Annotated in this window: 34 protein-coding genes; 22 read left to right on the top strand and 12 right to left on the bottom strand. The window is 40.2% G+C overall.

What is annotated here, in order from left to right; genetic code table 11:
• Positions 1 to 7: 7 nt before the first annotated feature.
• The 12 genes from A7P55_RS20865 to A7P55_RS20810 all read right to left on the bottom strand — a co-directional run bounded on the left by A7P55_RS20865 (position 8) and on the right by A7P55_RS20810 (position 5984).
• The gene (locus A7P55_RS20865; RefSeq protein ID WP_171553629.1) at positions 8 to 214 is read right to left on the bottom strand and encodes a hypothetical protein; all 207 of its coding nucleotides are present in this window, start codon (positions 212 to 214) and stop codon (positions 8 to 10) included.
• Complete coding sequence (locus A7P55_RS20860) at positions 207 to 485, bottom strand: hypothetical protein (RefSeq protein WP_171553628.1); 279 nt, start codon at positions 483 to 485, stop codon at positions 207 to 209. The genes A7P55_RS20865 and A7P55_RS20860 overlap by 8 nt, the downstream gene beginning before the upstream one ends.
• Positions 478 to 942, bottom strand: a complete 465-nt coding sequence (locus A7P55_RS20855) for a hypothetical protein (RefSeq protein ID WP_171553627.1) — start codon at positions 940 to 942, stop codon at positions 478 to 480. Before A7P55_RS20855 ends, A7P55_RS20860 begins: the two co-directional genes overlap by 8 nt.
• Positions 943 to 951: 9 nt before the next feature.
• Positions 952 to 1851, bottom strand: coding sequence for a hypothetical protein (locus tag A7P55_RS20850; RefSeq protein ID WP_171553626.1), 900 nt, complete (start codon positions 1849 to 1851; stop codon positions 952 to 954).
• 2 nt (positions 1852 to 1853) lie between these two features.
• Positions 1854 to 2705 carry a PD-(D/E)XK nuclease-like domain-containing protein gene (locus A7P55_RS20845; protein ID WP_171553625.1) on the bottom strand — a complete coding sequence of 284 codons (852 nt, stop codon included), beginning with the start codon at positions 2703 to 2705 and terminating at the stop codon, positions 1854 to 1856.
• Positions 2706 to 2714: 9 nt separating this feature from the next.
• A complete protein-coding gene (locus A7P55_RS20840; RefSeq protein WP_171553624.1) occupies positions 2715 to 2897 on the bottom strand; it encodes a hypothetical protein in 183 nt (60 codons plus the stop codon).
• The gene (locus tag A7P55_RS20835) at positions 2897 to 3175 is read right to left on the bottom strand and encodes a hypothetical protein (RefSeq protein WP_171553623.1); all 279 of its coding nucleotides are present in this window, start codon (positions 3173 to 3175) and stop codon (positions 2897 to 2899) included. The genes A7P55_RS20840 and A7P55_RS20835 overlap by 1 nt, the downstream gene beginning before the upstream one ends.
• Entirely contained in the window at positions 3172 to 4014 is an 843-nt protein-coding gene (locus tag A7P55_RS20830) for a hypothetical protein (protein ID WP_171553622.1), read from the bottom strand. Before A7P55_RS20830 ends, A7P55_RS20835 begins: the two co-directional genes overlap by 4 nt.
• A gap of 9 nt (positions 4015 to 4023) precedes the next feature.
• A complete protein-coding gene (locus A7P55_RS20825; RefSeq protein ID WP_171553621.1) occupies positions 4024 to 4296 on the bottom strand; it encodes a hypothetical protein in 273 nt (90 codons plus the stop codon).
• 111 nt (positions 4297 to 4407) lie between these two features.
• Positions 4408 to 4638: a hypothetical protein gene (locus A7P55_RS20820; protein WP_171553620.1), complete on the bottom strand. Its 231-nt coding sequence runs from the start codon at positions 4636 to 4638 to the stop codon at positions 4408 to 4410.
• Between the two features lie 18 nt (positions 4639 to 4656).
• Complete coding sequence (locus A7P55_RS20815; RefSeq protein ID WP_171553619.1) at positions 4657 to 5040, bottom strand: hypothetical protein; 384 nt, start codon at positions 5038 to 5040, stop codon at positions 4657 to 4659.
• Positions 5041 to 5237: 197 nt separating this feature from the next.
• A complete protein-coding gene (locus A7P55_RS20810; RefSeq protein ID WP_171553618.1) occupies positions 5238 to 5984 on the bottom strand; it encodes a LexA family transcriptional regulator in 747 nt (248 codons plus the stop codon).
• 70 nt (positions 5985 to 6054) lie between these two features.
• On the opposite strand from A7P55_RS20810, the gene A7P55_RS20805 reads away from it, so the two are divergent.
• From A7P55_RS20805 to A7P55_RS20700, 22 genes are all read left to right on the top strand, one after another.
• Positions 6055 to 6348, top strand: a complete 294-nt coding sequence (locus A7P55_RS20805) for a hypothetical protein (RefSeq protein WP_171553617.1) — start codon at positions 6055 to 6057, stop codon at positions 6346 to 6348.
• A 28-nt stretch (positions 6349 to 6376) separates the two neighbouring features.
• On the top strand, positions 6377 to 6532 hold the full coding sequence (locus A7P55_RS20800; RefSeq protein ID WP_171553616.1) for a hypothetical protein: 156 nt from the start codon (positions 6377 to 6379) through the stop codon (positions 6530 to 6532).
• A complete protein-coding gene (locus A7P55_RS20795; RefSeq protein WP_171553615.1) occupies positions 6532 to 7371 on the top strand; it encodes a replication protein in 840 nt (279 codons plus the stop codon). The genes A7P55_RS20800 and A7P55_RS20795 overlap by 1 nt, the downstream gene beginning before the upstream one ends.
• Complete coding sequence (locus tag A7P55_RS20790; protein ID WP_171553614.1) at positions 7371 to 8693, top strand: DnaB-like helicase C-terminal domain-containing protein; 1323 nt, start codon at positions 7371 to 7373, stop codon at positions 8691 to 8693. The genes A7P55_RS20795 and A7P55_RS20790 overlap by 1 nt, the downstream gene beginning before the upstream one ends.
• Positions 8690 to 8929, top strand: coding sequence for a helix-turn-helix domain-containing protein (locus A7P55_RS20785; RefSeq protein ID WP_171553613.1), 240 nt, complete (start codon positions 8690 to 8692; stop codon positions 8927 to 8929). The genes A7P55_RS20790 and A7P55_RS20785 overlap by 4 nt, the downstream gene beginning before the upstream one ends.
• On the top strand, positions 8926 to 9249 hold the full coding sequence (locus A7P55_RS20780; RefSeq protein ID WP_171553612.1) for a hypothetical protein: 324 nt from the start codon (positions 8926 to 8928) through the stop codon (positions 9247 to 9249). Before A7P55_RS20785 ends, A7P55_RS20780 begins: the two co-directional genes overlap by 4 nt.
• A gap of 76 nt (positions 9250 to 9325) precedes the next feature.
• Entirely contained in the window at positions 9326 to 9562 is a 237-nt protein-coding gene (locus A7P55_RS20775) for a DUF3310 domain-containing protein (protein ID WP_171553611.1), read from the top strand.
• Positions 9559 to 9744 carry a hypothetical protein gene (locus tag A7P55_RS20770; RefSeq protein ID WP_171553610.1) on the top strand — a complete coding sequence of 62 codons (186 nt, stop codon included), beginning with the start codon at positions 9559 to 9561 and terminating at the stop codon, positions 9742 to 9744. The genes A7P55_RS20775 and A7P55_RS20770 overlap by 4 nt, the downstream gene beginning before the upstream one ends.
• Positions 9741 to 10127 carry a hypothetical protein gene (locus tag A7P55_RS20765; protein WP_171553609.1) on the top strand — a complete coding sequence of 129 codons (387 nt, stop codon included), beginning with the start codon at positions 9741 to 9743 and terminating at the stop codon, positions 10125 to 10127. The genes A7P55_RS20770 and A7P55_RS20765 overlap by 4 nt, the downstream gene beginning before the upstream one ends.
• Positions 10120 to 10344 carry a hypothetical protein gene (locus A7P55_RS20760; protein WP_171553608.1) on the top strand — a complete coding sequence of 75 codons (225 nt, stop codon included), beginning with the start codon at positions 10120 to 10122 and terminating at the stop codon, positions 10342 to 10344. The genes A7P55_RS20765 and A7P55_RS20760 overlap by 8 nt, the downstream gene beginning before the upstream one ends.
• A 5-nt stretch (positions 10345 to 10349) precedes the next feature.
• Positions 10350 to 10511 (top strand): hypothetical protein, encoded by a 162-nt coding sequence (locus A7P55_RS20755; RefSeq protein ID WP_171553607.1) that lies wholly within the window; start codon positions 10350 to 10352, stop codon positions 10509 to 10511.
• Positions 10511 to 10960, top strand: coding sequence for a hypothetical protein (locus A7P55_RS20750; RefSeq protein ID WP_171553606.1), 450 nt, complete (start codon positions 10511 to 10513; stop codon positions 10958 to 10960). The genes A7P55_RS20755 and A7P55_RS20750 overlap by 1 nt, the downstream gene beginning before the upstream one ends.
• Positions 10953 to 11180, top strand: a complete 228-nt coding sequence (locus A7P55_RS20745; protein WP_151981642.1) for a hypothetical protein — start codon at positions 10953 to 10955, stop codon at positions 11178 to 11180. Before A7P55_RS20750 ends, A7P55_RS20745 begins: the two co-directional genes overlap by 8 nt.
• Positions 11181 to 11349: 169 nt before the next feature.
• On the top strand, positions 11350 to 11754 hold the full coding sequence (locus tag A7P55_RS20740; protein WP_171553605.1) for a hypothetical protein: 405 nt from the start codon (positions 11350 to 11352) through the stop codon (positions 11752 to 11754).
• On the top strand, positions 11754 to 11966 hold the full coding sequence (locus tag A7P55_RS20735; RefSeq protein ID WP_171553604.1) for a hypothetical protein: 213 nt from the start codon (positions 11754 to 11756) through the stop codon (positions 11964 to 11966). Before A7P55_RS20740 ends, A7P55_RS20735 begins: the two co-directional genes overlap by 1 nt.
• 9 nt (positions 11967 to 11975) lie before the next feature.
• Complete coding sequence (locus A7P55_RS20730; RefSeq protein WP_171553603.1) at positions 11976 to 12503, top strand: hypothetical protein; 528 nt, start codon at positions 11976 to 11978, stop codon at positions 12501 to 12503.
• A 374-nt stretch (positions 12504 to 12877) separates the two neighbouring features.
• Positions 12878 to 13021, top strand: coding sequence for a hypothetical protein (locus A7P55_RS20725; protein ID WP_171553602.1), 144 nt, complete (start codon positions 12878 to 12880; stop codon positions 13019 to 13021).
• 2 nt (positions 13022 to 13023) lie between these two features.
• Positions 13024 to 13209, top strand: coding sequence for a hypothetical protein (locus tag A7P55_RS20720; RefSeq protein WP_171553601.1), 186 nt, complete (start codon positions 13024 to 13026; stop codon positions 13207 to 13209).
• Complete coding sequence (locus A7P55_RS20715) at positions 13199 to 13456, top strand: hypothetical protein (RefSeq protein ID WP_171553600.1); 258 nt, start codon at positions 13199 to 13201, stop codon at positions 13454 to 13456. The genes A7P55_RS20720 and A7P55_RS20715 overlap by 11 nt, the downstream gene beginning before the upstream one ends.
• Positions 13457 to 13502: 46 nt before the next feature.
• Positions 13503 to 13724, top strand: a complete 222-nt coding sequence (locus A7P55_RS20710) for a hypothetical protein (RefSeq protein ID WP_171553599.1) — start codon at positions 13503 to 13505, stop codon at positions 13722 to 13724.
• Between the two features lie 39 nt (positions 13725 to 13763).
• A complete protein-coding gene (locus A7P55_RS20705) occupies positions 13764 to 14300 on the top strand; it encodes a terminase small subunit (protein WP_171553598.1) in 537 nt (178 codons plus the stop codon).
• A complete protein-coding gene (locus A7P55_RS20700) occupies positions 14275 to 15555 on the top strand; it encodes a PBSX family phage terminase large subunit (protein ID WP_171553597.1) in 1281 nt (426 codons plus the stop codon). The genes A7P55_RS20705 and A7P55_RS20700 overlap by 26 nt, the downstream gene beginning before the upstream one ends.
• Positions 15556 to 15569: the final 14 nt, after the last annotated feature.

Raw genomic sequence — 15569 nt, 5'->3', positions numbered from 1 at the left:
AAGCGGCTCATGCAGCCGCTTTCTTTTTTGTACACTGTTTTATCCAGTTATCTACATCAGATTGCAAGTAACGTTTTGGTGAACCCCCAACAGAGGGAAACGCAGGCGCTGGGAATGGGATTCCCCATTGTGTTTTTTCCTCCCAACGCCAAAGTGTGACTTTTTCAATACCAAACATTTCGCACACTTTATTTGAAGTAATATATTTAGCCATTCGTTGCACTCTCCGCATCCGCTTTTGCTTTTTTAGCTGCATCTGTTAATTCTTCAATGGCTTTTACAATGTCGTCGATCTCAAAATCTTTTCGGGAACTGACATCGAATAAACCGCATAAATGCCCATGTATTTTATAAATGCCACGCTCCCAGCGATCTTTCCGAACAATCTTGCCATCATCTCTAAATTCGAAATGCTCTGGCTTTAGATCTCTATTCTGAAACTCAGGGCAGCGCAGATCGAATTCTGTTACTTCACGCTTACTCATTTCCGCCCCTTGCTGCTTCTACCATTGCCTTATAAATGAATACTGGTAAATCAGCAGTTGCAAATGCATGCTCTGATTCCCAATTTGGTACTTCTTTGTTTAGCCATTCAGGGATTTCATCCGCAAACATATCCAAATGACGTTTAAGGGTTTTAGGGCAATATCTATCTTTGTTTTGCATATATCGACCAAGGATACGGGCTAAGCCACCCCATTGATCTTCTGTCGGCTCAACAGGCACCACCACGCTGCCTTCAAGTTTTGCTTCTGCATGAATGGCAGAGGCTTGCCAAGATTCCCATGCAAAATTCATTGATTCTGGGGCAGAGTCTGGGCAAAAATCCTCATTTGGATAATACGAATTAGTATCTTCAGAGTACCTAACCCAATCCTGATCCAAAGCAAGCTTGGCAAGTGGTAGAGCCTCAAAAGCCTCTCGTTCTTTATCGATATTCATGCTGCCACCTTATCCTTGTTGCTGAATTGCTAGATTTACTGCATTGATGTCATTTGAAGGTGCTTTTTTCCCTTCTGATAACTCTTGCTCGTTCTTCTCAGCCATGACGGTTTGCCATGTGGTTTCACCGTTTTTGATTGCACCAAATACAGCGCGTAATTCATCAATTTGAGCAGGTGAGCATTGATCAAGAGGGCAGCCGATATAATCAACAAGGTTTTGCGCTTTAACGCCAATGTTGTTGAATGAATCTACTATCTGTTTGCGATACTTCTCTGGATCTTCTTTGATGCCACTTTGCCGTGTTTGGAGAATTAAGCTTTCTGCTTCATCCTGCAAGTCACCAGGAATAATACGCAAACCGGCATTACGAATTGCCTTTGAAATTGCAGCATTACGCTTATTTAGCATTTCATCCTCAGTAGCAATTACTACAAAGATTTTTTGCCCTGAGCTATTCAAACGCTCACTGACAACTTCACGACCTGCACTAGATTTGCGTTCAACCGTTTTATTAATTTTGATGTCTTGAGGGTAAGTGGTATTTGACTCAAGATCAGTGACAGATACCCGGTGAATCTCTTTATGATCATCTTCAAAGATCATGGTGGTTTCGGTAAGGATGTTTGTCATACAGCGAATAGCTACTTCAACAAAGCGGATACCTAAACCAGTCACAGATGAGCCACCGCCAACAGGCTTTTTGTAGTAGGTAGATGTATTATCAGCAAATGACGGGCGACGGCATTCTTTTAAAAGGTCTTGACGCACAGCATCCCAATTTCTAGGACGATGCATAGCCATCATATAACGTGCTTCAACTTGTGCCTTTGCTTGAGCTGCAAGTACATTTGCCGCTGTTTCAGCTTGAGGAACAATGCCTTGATTTAATGTTGCAAGCATATTCATTGTTATTCTCCTAGAAATTCTTTCTTAGCCCATAAAGGCAAATCAATTGGTTGAATCTGTTTTGTATAGCCTTGCCACTCATTTGATTCTTTGCATTGCAGTAGAGTTAGCATTGCAGATCGGCGTTTTTGCTCACCAATAAACAGCATTTCCTCAGTTGCGTAATAAATGATTGACTCATGTGGCTTGTCTTCTTCCACTGCAAAAAATAAGAAAGAAGGGTTGTAATCTTCACCGTAATAAGCTTTATAACCATTGATATACATGGCTGCAGAAAGTGAGTAATCGTAGTTCTGACAACTTCGTGAAAATGCATTTGCACGAGCATCAGTTGTCTTCTTAATATCTACAATTAACCCATTAGGGAAGAACTCACTTGTTTCAGGTGCTACATGCCAATCTGGGCGGATACGACATTCAAGACCTGTTTCCTCATCATAAAAAAAGATAGAAGCTTCACGAATACCGCCCGATAAAATCATGTTGTACATTGGGTGGCGTTTCATTGCTTCCGCAGCTTTAGCGGCTGCTTGATATTGTTCTTCTGTAATGATCGACTTGTTAACGTTCTCTACCAAGAACTTAGTAATCGCTTCTTTACCTGCATTTGTTCTCTTATTGACAATTGGCTCTATAGCTATCTCATCATTAAAAGCTTCTGGCTCAAGGAAAAGAACATGCACAGCCGTGCCAAGTGCCATTGCTGGAGTCTGCTTGTGTTCTTTCTCTGCCATGTGTTCTGCTAAGAAGTGTGCAGGAGAACGTAAAATGGTTTTAAGCTGAGAGCTACTAACAGCCGAATGAGCGTGATAAGCTGCATTAGACATGTTATGAACCAAGACTGGCGCATTCATAACTATCTCCTAAGCTGCTAAAACTTTTAAAAGTTGTTCTGTTTTTTTGGCTTCGACATTTCTGATAGTCTCTTGCCATTCACGGTATTCTTGAGAGCTGATCACATTGAACTGAAAAGCGAACTCGACTACTTGTTCAAGTGAGTTGAAATCTTTCTGTGACAACTCTTTGATGTATGATTGAGCGTTCATTAGCAAACTCCTTTCATATCAATAGTTTTGGTTACACCAACAAGAGAGCGCCAAGTATTTTTCGCCCAATCTTTATTTTGTTTGCGAATGCCACGGCAAAACTCTAGAGTCACCCATTGGCCATCGTCGTACTGTCTACCGCAATTTAAACAAGTGGTATGCCACCCATGCCAATGCTGAAAGAATGCTAGGGCAAAAGTCTTTTTCTTACAGTCCAGACATTCAAATCGATAGCAGTCTTTTGCTGCATAACGAGGGCGATTAATGTGAATGTTCATCCCTTAATCCCCCTCAGCGCTGCAACAACTTGCTTGATTTCTTCTTCGGTGCGCCAAGCTCCGAATTGAATCCACATATCGGAAAAAGTACCTTTCTTATAGCCAAACTTATCGCCCATCCACCCAGAATCATTACATGGCTGAATTACATAAAATTCATCGCCTTCCTTCGGCTCAAAAGGAGCTGGAATCTCTAGGCTCAGGGTTATGGTGTGGGGTTTGAGACGGAACTTTGTGTTGATACGTTCGGCATCGTCTGAACAAACGAAATAACCACCAAAAAATTCTTTTGCACTCAAACTGTCTGCGGTATCTTTCCAACCTTGATTACCTTTAGATGGGTTATAAAACTCAACCTCTTTCCCATCCGCCAAAGCTCTTAACGCATCAGCTCCACTAATCAGGCCTTGTTCTGGTTCTGTTGGTTGTTGGGTTTGTTCTTTGATTAATGTAATTGGCATATCAACAAAAGTTGAGATATCCCCATCAATCGTATAAAACACTGCTTCATGCTTATGAAAGAAATGCCAATCGCCAGAGCTATCTAAGAATAGATACGTTCCACAAGCTGCTTCATGAGTCGTATCCTTCACATCATTACGATGCAAAACAACAAGGTCGCGAAGCTGAGGTAGGGTGAGTTCTTTATATTCTTGTTTATGGCAAAGACCTGTGCCCGTAGTCAGATGCTCACCATCAAAAAAAATAAATTCACCATTGTTCACTTCATCAAAAAAACAAGTTCTTCCACTAGCCCATACAGCACCAATGGCAAAAAACAACTCCTGAGCCTCTTTACTTTCAGCCTCATCATTCGCTTTGATTTTGTAGTTTTTCATCTCAATCACCTATTCAATTCCAAGACCAAGATAAATGGCGCTCAGATCTTCAATAACTTGCTCAAAGTTGCTTGCATGATCATCTGTATTCCAACTTCCATCGATGTGAATACTTGCTCGATATAATGTGTTTTTACTGTCGACATCCCAGTTTTTATAAACTTCAATTTCTAGAAGGTTGCAGTGGGCTTGGAAGTTACAGAAGGCATCAATTTTCTTTTCCACCTTCAACTCAACACACTTCTTCATGATTAGAGCTGTTAAATGAGCTTTAGTTTTCATCTCAAACTCCCATCACAGCAGGGCAGATATGCGCATACAGAACATAAAGGAAAGCGATAAACACCATAAAGAACACAACCATTAAGGCTTTGATTGATTTTTGTTGGTCGATCATTGTGGTTCTCCTGTAGGACGTTGCTCTAAAGTGTTTTCCCAAATCGCACAACCATTTAGATCTGAATCCAAAAAACCAAGTGGGATGCTTTTATCAAAAGAGTGCCAGCAATTAGCAAGGATCATTAAAAAAGTCTCAACCACATAACCGTGTTTTCTGCCATTTGCATCAGTAGCAATAAAATTGACCTTGTGTGGAACCTTTGACCAATCATATTTAGTAGTCATTCTTCTTCTCCGAAGCCATTAAGCGGGCTTTCTCAATTCTTGTTCGATTACTTGGACGATCTCTTGCACATCAAGACGATCAACATAGGCGTTTAGTACTTCGCCATCTTCGTTGTATACGTGGATGTCTTTAATCTGGTGGACTTCTACTTCATCCCAGTTGTGACCTACGCCATTGCTGTGATTGGTGTATGTAGATTCAAAATCCACTTCTAAGACATACTCAGAATTAGCAGTCTCAAATACAGCCTGATCTTTCTTCTCGAATTCAACGAAAGTGAAAGGAGCCATTACATAGACTGGTTCAGTTGGCTTAGCAGGTTGGAACGCATAAGCTGCTGTTAATGCACTTACTACGCCTGCAAAGCCGATGGATTTGACCAAACTGTTTTTTATGTTCATACTTATCTCGCTCTTTGAGTAAAAGCCCTTTGGATGTCGAGTCTGGAAGGGCTTTTTTGTGACTTGATAAGATTTATAATAACGATGTTATTATTTTAGATCAATAGCATTGTTATTAAATTTACAATTATTTTACTAACACATCTTTTTTTAGTTATTAAAAAACCCGCACAAGGCGGGTTTCAATAGAATTGTTATTAACTTCTTAGTGGAATGTCGTGCATATGTCGACTTGGCGGAACAATATCAATGATAGGAACAATAGCTTCAATTTCATTCATATCGTAGGTGAGCCGAACCTCTCCATTTACCCCAATTAGATGCAGAACATTATTTACAATTGTGATGTATTCTTTAATTGTTCTGCGGCCATCTTTAAAACGAACTTCAACAAATTCAGTAGATACTGGGTTTTCGTCAGGATCGCATACAGCAAACCATCCGTGCCTAATCTCTGGATACATTGATAATCCGTTACCCTTAACTGCATAGGCATTTGGTCCAGCTGTTAAAGATGGTACAAACCCATCTCCACCATCACCCAAATAGCCCATATCCTGATAGTAACCGTCATCGCCCATTTTGCTGTAAGCCTTTACTGGCACCCATCTCCCAGCCCTCTTGTTAGTAGTAATCATTTGTTTATCGTTATTTTCTTGTTCTATAGATACAGATTCTATGCCTGTGGCAAGTGATGGGCTAATCTCAGCAGGATTAACACCAAAATATTTTGAAAGTTTAATTAGAGCGTCTAGGTTTAATGGAGTCCTTGCGTTCAAGTAAGCACTGAATGCTCCTTGCGTTCCCCATCCACACGCAAAAGAAACATCTTCTTGCGTTACTTTACTGCCTTCCGACTTTTGTGATTCACGAAAAGCAGCCCAAACCTTTTTTAATCGGTCTGCATCCTGTTGACGTTCCAGCGATAGTGGTCTTCTAGCCATTATGCACATTTCTAATTTTAGCCCTTGATGGTCAAATCATAATAACAGCGTTATTAAATAACAAATAACAATGTTATTGCAAGTACTAAATAGCAGTGTTATTATTTTAATTGTTTTAACTAGCATAGTTATTATTATGGAAACAGTTCCTTTAAACACTTTGATTGATAAACATGGGCGTGAGGCAGTTGCTGAAATGGTTGGTTGCCATTTAACCAATATAAATCATGTTTTAAAAAATAATCGTGAAGTGTACGCAGTTTTAGAAGACGGTTCGCAAATTGATCATTGTTATGAAGTGCGTAAATTTCCGAATAGAAATATTTCTAAAGCAAAAAAACAAAAAGCCCTTAGCGGTAACTAAGGGCAGTCATTCACACAGGAGTAACTGTATGAACTATCAAATATTAGCAGACATTGAACTAAATCGGAAGATTAGTTTGTTTCAGAAAGCGGTTGAGGCTTACACGCTTAATCGGACACTCGAAAATTCAGTTGCTTTGGCAAAAGCTAAAGCTGACTTGGCTTGTTTTGTGTGGGGTGGCTGATGAGTGCATTAAAAATTATGCCTTTGGAGAATGTAGACATTCATCCAAGCACAGCAAAAAGGAATGAGCAAAAAGCCATGTCCAAAAAAGAAGATGGTTATACACCATTGCCTAATTTTGTTTGTGATGAAGGTTATTTAGCTGTTTTAAGTGGTGAGGCCATCAAGTGTCTAGTTTTGCTTAATAGGCATATCAAGGGCTTTCATGAAGAAAACAAAGCTATTGGTGAATCATTAATCTTGAAATTAGCAGGCTTTAAAGACAAGAGAACTGTCAGAAAAGCTATGTCTGATTTAGCAAAGTACAACCTTGTAAAAATCACAAAAACTTTGGGGAAATCTAAAAGCTATGAAGTAACTTTTGAGTCAAGATTTTCTATTGAACTAGTAACATCAAATGATACTGGTGCATTAAAAGTAGTTACATCAAATGTACCTAGACTAGTAACATCAAATGATACTGGAACTAGTAGCATCAAATGTCACTCTGTAAAAGAAAAGAAAATAAACTTAAAAGAAAGTGATGAGCATGGAAATCCAGTCGATGAAGTTTTAAATATTTGGCAACCAGATTTACATCAACTCAATTCTTGGATGCAAAGATCAGGGTTGCCAAAAATCAATCAAGCTCAGGTCGAAGAATTACTACTTGAAATTAATCCTCATTACGAAAGCAAAATCCATACTGGTGCAGTAACACCAAACCAAATGTATTCAAACTTCGTGAAGTGGGTGAAGCGAGATTTCAAACTCACTGAAAAACTATTCAAACAAGCTGCACAAGACAACACACAAGCTATCAATCCTGAAAGCTTTGAAGCTGACATGGGGGATTGGTAATGAGTCATATCCACAATATCCCAATGGAACAAGCTGTACTTACAGCACTCATGACAGTTGCGAACTCGTTTGATGTGGTGAGCAATGATCTTGATGAAGAATGCTTCTTCCCAGAGCGTCATAAGCAAATTTTCAAAGCAATTGCTGAATTGGCCAATGAAAGCAAACCGTATGATTTCGTAATGGTTGAACAACAGCTTAAACAGAAAAATGTAATTCATTTGATGGGTGGTTCTGAATACTTGCTTCAAATGAGCAGTGAAGCACCTTCGAGTTTTTACAATCTTGAGTCGTATACGGCTGAACTCAATAAGTTCAAAGCTCACCGTGAAGTTGAGAAAATGGGTGAAAGTATCGCTCAAATTTCGCAAGACCTAACCATTCCAGATATTCACATTGCAGCTGAATCGATTCTTGATGGGAAAAAGACTGGAAATGATGTTGAGAAGTCTAGTTTCACATTTGAGGAAGCTATCACACGCGCGACTGATCGGCTGATCCAAAAGGCTGAGGCTAAGGCAAACAAGCAATATACTGGTGTGCAATTCAACCTTACTCATGTTGATCACCTGATAGGGATGATTCAAAAGGGTCACTTCTGTGTCGTTGGAGGTCGTCCAGGCTCAGGTAAGTCAACACTCGCTCAAATGCTTGTGATCCAGACTGCAATCCAGTACCGAGAACCAGTCCTTGTGGTATCAGCGGAAATGGATGTTGAGACATTCACAAATCGTTGTATCTCAGCTTTGACGTATATCCCGTATGACAATATTCACAATGCAGAGCTGTTTGATGGGATGTTAGGCCAGTTTGCGGATGCTCAAAAGCGTTTCAGCCAATTACCAATTCATATCGAAGATAAGCAGAAGCCAACGATTGCTGAAATCCATTCTTATGCACGTAAGGCTAAACGCAAATATAAGCGCCTTGGGTGCATTGTTGTTGATTACTTGCAGTTAGTACGCGACCCAAGCAAAAAAGACCGCTATCAAGAAGTAAGCTCAATTAGCCGTGATTTAAAAGCATTGGCTAAGGAGTTCAATTGCCCAGTGATTGCTTTGGCTCAGTTAAACCGTGAATCAGAGAAGGGTAAGCGGCCAAAGGCTTCTGATCTCAAAGAGTCAGGTCAGATTGAGCAGGATGCAGATCAAATCATCTTGGCTCATCCAATTCTCCATTCAGATGACGAATTACCAAGTGGCATTACAGAAATCATTGTTGCGAAAAACCGACATGGCAAGCGCGGAGTAGTGCGTGTTCTAGACCGTTTAGATATCTGTCGTTTTGCTTCGATTAAGGAAGAAGTTGGAGGTGCAGCGTGAGCAATTACACCGAAATATTCGATTCAATGGTCTTTGTGCTTAGTCAGTTTGCTCAAAGCAATAAAGCTTTAAACACAGATGAAATCATTTATCGCTTGGGAATGAGCAGAAGAACAGTACAACGAATTACAAAGGCATTAAAAGAATCTGGATGGTTGGACTACAAGAAGGTTGGGCGTAACCATCTCTACTTTGCAACTGATAAGACCATGCAGCTTTTTGGAGATAAGCAATGAACGGACAAGACTTAATCCAGTGCGTCAAACGTCAACAAGCACTTAGCAATGAAAGCGGAATGATTGAAAACAAGAAGGCCTTAAGTGCAGAGCTTAATTCTGAAATTGAAGCTTGGTTGGCTAATGGTGGTCAGATCAAAGATTTGAATATGGACCAACGCTTTCATGTTGAAACTTTCAATGGCAACACACAACAGAAAACTAAACGTGTGCGCCTTTCAGGTGAAGCACGCAGGGAGCTCAGAAGAAAGGCGAAATCTTCTATCACGGTCAAGAGTGCGCAGTTTGCAAGAGCACTTATCGCTATGTCCAAAACATGAATTGCGTTGCCTGTAATCGTAGACGTGCAAATCAGCGCGGTAAAGGCAAAGTGCAGCGTGTAGTTGGAGAGATGGCATGAACGACAACGTGAATCATCCAAAGCACTACACAAGTGATCCAAGTGGTGTTGAGTGTATCGAGATTACAAGACACCGTAACTTTAATATTGGTAATGCTATCAAATATTTATGGCGCGCAGGTCTTAAAGATTCAGATAGCCAAGTACAAGACCTACAGAAAGCAGTTTGGTACATCAATGACGAGATCAAGCGTTTAGAGAACGTGACCAAGCGTGACGGAGAAGGGCGATGAATGCAAAAACAAGGACAAAGGCAGAAATATTGAAATCTATTGATGCGGTTGTTGAAAGAGTGCTTGCTCATGATGCTAGTGACTCAGAAACGGCTAATTTACTGTCGTTTGTTGTTAAAGAGCTTGATCCTGATCTACACGCTGCAATAAGAGAAGAAAACAAGCGGAGATATGGGAAATGAACGCGATCACCTTTATAAAGCAGCACGGTGTTGAGAAGGCGAGGGAAGTTGTTGCTAAAGACAAGTTCGTTGCCGACCTTTGTTTAATTACTCCATCAGGCAACCTAATTTACTACAAAGAAGTTAAAGGTTCATTCCCTGAAGTAACTGATTTCGGGAGGGTTGAATTGACTGCTGATGATTATTTGATGTTTGATCTTTCCGACCTCAAGAGCATAGTTGAGAGTGTGGATTTAGTTGAAAGCTTAGGTGGAGTGAAAGGTGCGGAAACAGAAGCGCACAACTGCCGCTACTACGAATACGCAGATATGACACATAGAGCTAAGATGATTTATGAAGCTGTAGCTGACTACGAGTTGATTTATGGAGGTGAGCATGTTTAAGGTCGGGGATAAAGCTCTGTTTCCTGTTCGTCACTCAGGGAAAATCGAATGGTGTGAAGGCCGAATTGGTGCCTATAGATCAGATACGAACAAGTTTGATTTATGTGGCACTCGTCATTGGGGTTGGTACTTCGCACATGAACTAAAGCCAGTTACAGAAACCCTAGACTTTCCAGAAGATTACACATCTCCAAATTGCAAGAAATATGAAAGGTGAATGATATGAACACTATTTGGTTTGCAATGTTTGTAGGCTTGGTCTGCTTTATCTGGGGCTTTGCGTTTTATCACTCAACGCTGAAAGAGGATGTCGAGAAGGACAACATCATCAAGATCAATGGAAAGATTTACAAATTGGTTGAACAGAAGGTCGAGGTGAAGTGATGAGAAGTGATTTTGAGAAGTGGTTTAAGACATCAAGGTCATACTTAATTCTTAAAGAGGCCAATTATTACGATCTTGACCTATTTGAGTTTAATGAAATCTACAAGCGCTATATTCATAGCGGAGTTCAGATTGCTTTTGAAACATGGCAACACCGCCAGACCGAGGTGGATGAGCTGCAAAAGGAATTGCAATTAAGTCAAACAGAAATTAAATCGCTAGTAAGTCGTGCTGGCATTGATCACAAGAAAATTGAGTTTCTTAGTAATAGCACTAATGAGCTGCAAAAGCGGGTGGATGCGTTTAAAGAACACACTGTCATGCTGAGAGAGGCTGCTAAGTCTTATGTATATACAGAGCGAGAGCAAAACATCCTATTAAGTCAGGCAGATGATATTGAGAAGATTCTAGGGATAGAGCAAGCGCTCAAGGGTGGTTTAAATGAGTGACTACATGCAAATGACTCTTGAGCAGCTTCAGCAAGAACATGCTGAGTTGCTTGAGTTTAATGAGAGTCTTGATAAGAAATACAAGCATCATGCAGCAAGAGCAGAAAAGTACAGACGCAAATGTGAATCTATAGCGAGTTTATTTGTCGTTCCAAGTGAAAACCACCAAATGACGATTAAGGCAATCCAAACTATTTTGGAAAGGGTTGGTGAAGCATGAATGATGTTATCAAACTTGTATTTCGATACCCAGATCATCGTGTAAAAGTTTTCAATCTGAGTAAATGCATATCAAGAAGAGATGCTATTAAGTTCAGACAGAAAATGGGTATTAAAGGTTATTCAATACCAAGCCTAAGTTATGCGATTTTGGAAAATGGGTGGTGCGTATGAACACAACATTCAAACAGGCTCAAAGAAGTAGATCAAAACCTGTGGCGCGTTCAAGCGTGTCACGGAAGTTTGGAAAGACAGTCAGCAAGGGTGAGGCTCTATTGGAGAATCACCTCAATGCTCTAAAGATTCCATTCACGAAAGAGTACCGGTTTCATCCTGAGCGCAGATGGTTGGCAGATTTCAGAATTGATGACATGCCTATCTTGGTTGAGGTTGAAGGTGGTGTATTCAGCAATGGTAGACACACGAGAGGTGAAGGCTACACAAAAGACTGCGAGAAGTATTCAGCAGCAGCTGTAAACGGTTGGTTCGTGATTCGTGGCACTACAGCACAGATCAAAGAAGGATTAGTCATCCAATGGATTGAGAAGCTTATTGAACGGTTGAGAGGTGGGTGATGTGTAGAGAATCTTGGCTAAAAGACAGCGCAACAGGTGAACAATTCGCTGAAGCAATGATGAAGTGTCAGCATCCGTTTGGTCTTTGTGGTCAAGATCAATACTGTCACTACGAGGGTAAATGCTTCAAGAAAGATGTTAAGACAAAAATCCAAGCTTTGACTGAAAGGGTTGAAGCTTTAGAAAAACAATTGGCAATTACGAATATTTGAGGTGACGGTATGAATGCGGCAGTAAATCACATTATGCAAACAGTGGACTGGACTCGTTTTAGTCTTGAAGAGTGGCTTTATCAGTTTGGTGCTTGGATGCATTCAAACTCTGGAACTTGTGGTAAGTGCATAAACCCGATTGCTGTCGCAATGGATACTGCCGCAAAGAAAGCGAAGCAGAAAAAACTATCAATCTTGACTGAAAAAGACATTATTGCAGGCTATTTTTGCGGTGAAATAGAGCCGAATCTTAGCTTAAAGCGCCCTCAGTCTGTTTGCCAAATCACAGACAATGAGGCGCGAGCTGTACAACGTTTGATTCTCGATATGCAAGGGAAGTCCGAAGTGTTGGATGAGTGGCTTGATGCAGTGATCAACCGTTATTTTTATAACAATTCATGGTCTGAAATGGCTGTAACTAGCATGAATCCAGTTGGTGACTTGGTTGTTGTTTATTCTCAGAACGATGCGAGATCAGATGTTAAGTGTGGAATAGCTGCATTACATAGCAGATACAGTTTCATTAAATATAAGTAGCTTGACCTTGTACAAGGTATATGGCATATTCGTGTTATAGTGGACGAAGTTATAGTAATTCACTAAGTATTTAAAAGCTCATCGAAAGGTGGGCTTTTTTGTTGTCTGTAAAAAGACAGCACGTGAGATGCAGAAACCAACGTAAATGGTTTGAATCCAATCTGATTTCGTCACAGATTGAGTTAGCCTCAGAGCCCTAAGTTGTGGGTGACACCCCGCCCAAAGCAAACGAAAGACACAAAAGCCAATCAATAGCTAACTTTGATAAGTAAGTAGTGTTGAGTAGCAGTAGGCCACAGTACTGATAAGGCTGTGGCAATCCAGTTTCCTCTTTATGCCCTGCTTCGGTGGGGCTTTTTTATTGGAGCATCGAAATGGATGACTATTCAAAAAGAATGCAAGAAAGAATAAGAAAGGCTGACCGTGATGCAGATATACATGGATGTATGTGTTTAGGTTCTATTCTTATTGTCCTTGGTTTGGCTGTATATGGCGCATATAGATTAATAATGGGTTAAATATGGACACAATCGAAGCGAAGAAGAATCTTGATCTGCTTTATGCTGATAGATACCAATTAGAAAATTTAAATCATCTCAATGCGACACATCAGTTCAAAGAAGACTGCAAACGCCGAGTTAGAGATATCGATACTCAAATCTCAAACATCAAACAGAATTTGAAAGGTGTACACAATGGAAAATGAGGAATTACTAGGGCAGCTTGAATCAGTTGCTAATTTCATGCGTGGCATGCAATTCGATCCACGTATCCCAGAAGATGTAAAAGAAGCATTAAGTTATCGAGTTGAGAAGATTGACGAACTTGTTGATCAGCATCCAGATGCATCGATTGCTCAATTCACCGAATACTTAAACGACATACATGTATTTTGTTTGAAACAAGGCTGCTATTTAGAAACGCCTGAAGATTTGAAGTGGGCAAGAGAGTGATATTGTGTTAAATATTAGGCTCAACAAAAACTAATTGAGTATAAACATGAGCTTATTTGAAGATAAAATCACTATTAAAGATGATAAAGGTAATGAACAAGTTGTAAAAGCATTGTGTGAAACTGGAAGAAGTGCACCCAATTTAGATGGTGATGCAGGAAATATGATCAAGGTTGTTAAGGTTGTATTTATCGACGGTCATGAAGTTAAGGTAGGTGTTGATGGAAGCTTCTATCATCCAGACACAAGAGTATTATATTCAGTTTGAGTTAAACCGCCCAAGTGGCGGTTTTTTAATGAGGTAAATATGGAACAAATCAAAGGCGCAGAACCTTTAAAAAATCTACGTCACGAAGAGTTCTGCCACGAATATTTAAAAACGTTGAGTCCACAGGCAGCAGGCGAAGCTGTAGAGTTCAAAACCCGTCAATATGCATGGGAAGTACTGCAACGTGAAGAAGTTGAAGAACGTATTGCTTATCTCAATACACAGCGCTTAAACCGTGTTGATGTTGATGCGGATTATGTGCTTAAAAGATTAGCCGAAATTGATCAAATGGACATCTTAGATATCTTGGATGACAAGGGTAATTACAAGCAGTTAAAAGAATGGCCTAAGATTTGGCGCCAATACATCAATAATGTTGAGAGTGTCGAATTGTCTGATGGTGAAGGCTGGCTCAAAAAGATCAAATGGCCTGATAAGGTAAAGAATCTGGAGCTTCTTGGTAAGCATATTGCCGTGGGTGCATTTAAAGAAAGTATTGATCACAAACACAGTGGTAACGTTGATCTCAATTTAAAGGTGGTATTCGAAGATGAAGGAGAAGCGAGTACCAAGTAAGTTCAAGCCGCTATATACGCACCTAACAAATGACAAGCTTTTCTATGTTTACCATGGTGGTCGTGGTGGTGGTAAGTCATGGGAAATTGCAGACTATTTACTAATTGAAGGGGCGCAGAGAAAGCATCGAATCCTATGCTGTCGTGAAATTCAGAAATCAATCAAGCAATCTGTGCACAAGCTCTTATCAGATCGGATTGTTTCACTAGGCTTGGAAAGCTTTTATCAAATCCTTGATACTGAGATTAGAGGTGCAAACGGCACTGAATTTTCTTTCTCAGGTCTGCAAAACCATACAGTTGATTCCGTCAAATCCTTTGAAGGTGCAACCATTACATGGATTGAGGAAGCTCAAACAGTAAGTGGTTATTCACTCAAGATTCTTATTCCAACAGTAGTCCGTACTCCCAATTGCATGATCATCATGTCTATGAACCCGAAACTGCCAAGTGATGCAGTTTATCTAGATTATGTGACTGTAGAGCGGGATGACACTGTGGTGGTGCAGATCAATTACACAGACAACAAGCATTGCCCTGATGACCTAATCAAATTAGCAGAGCAGATGCGAGACTCTGATTACGATGAGTATGAGCATATTTATCTAGGTCGACCAAAAGAAATCGCAGATGGAGCAATCTATAAGGCTGAGTTTGAGCAAATCAAACGTGAAAACAGGATTTGCAAAGTACCTCATGATCCTAATCTTCCTGTTTACACATCATGGGATTTAGGAATTTTAGACCCAACTGCTATTTGGTTTTTTCAAGTATTTGGCAAAGAGGTTCGAGTAATTGACTACTACGAAGCGAACAATGAGCCTTTGGCGCACTACGCAAGGATTCTTGATGAGAAGGCACAAAAGTATGGCTATAACTACAGCAAACACTTTGCGCCACATGATATCGCAGCACGTGACTTTTCAAGTGGTGTGAGTCGTGAAGAAACAATGGCTAATCTTGGTTATCGTGTAACTAAGGGTGCAAGACTTAATGTTGAAGATCGAATTGAGGCAACACGCCAAATGCTAAAAAACTGTTGGTTTGACGCTGAAAAGTGCAAACATGGTATTAGAGCACTACAAAACTATCGTCGTGAATTTAACGACAAACTAGAGCAATTTAAGGCTACTCCTGTGCATGACTGGGCATCACATGGCTCTGATGCATTTGGTGAAGGTGCATTGAGCATCAATAAAATGTGTGAGCCAATTAAATCAGCACCACCACCACCAAGAAGACGCGCTGATCTTTAACTTTGGAAGATAAA

This window comes from Acinetobacter sp. Ac_5812, assembly GCF_013072695.1.
In the GTDB taxonomy this organism is placed as follows: domain Bacteria; phylum Pseudomonadota; class Gammaproteobacteria; order Pseudomonadales; family Moraxellaceae; genus Acinetobacter.
Note: the sequence above shows the minus strand (reverse complement) of the source record. Positions and strands in the feature narration are given on the sequence as shown.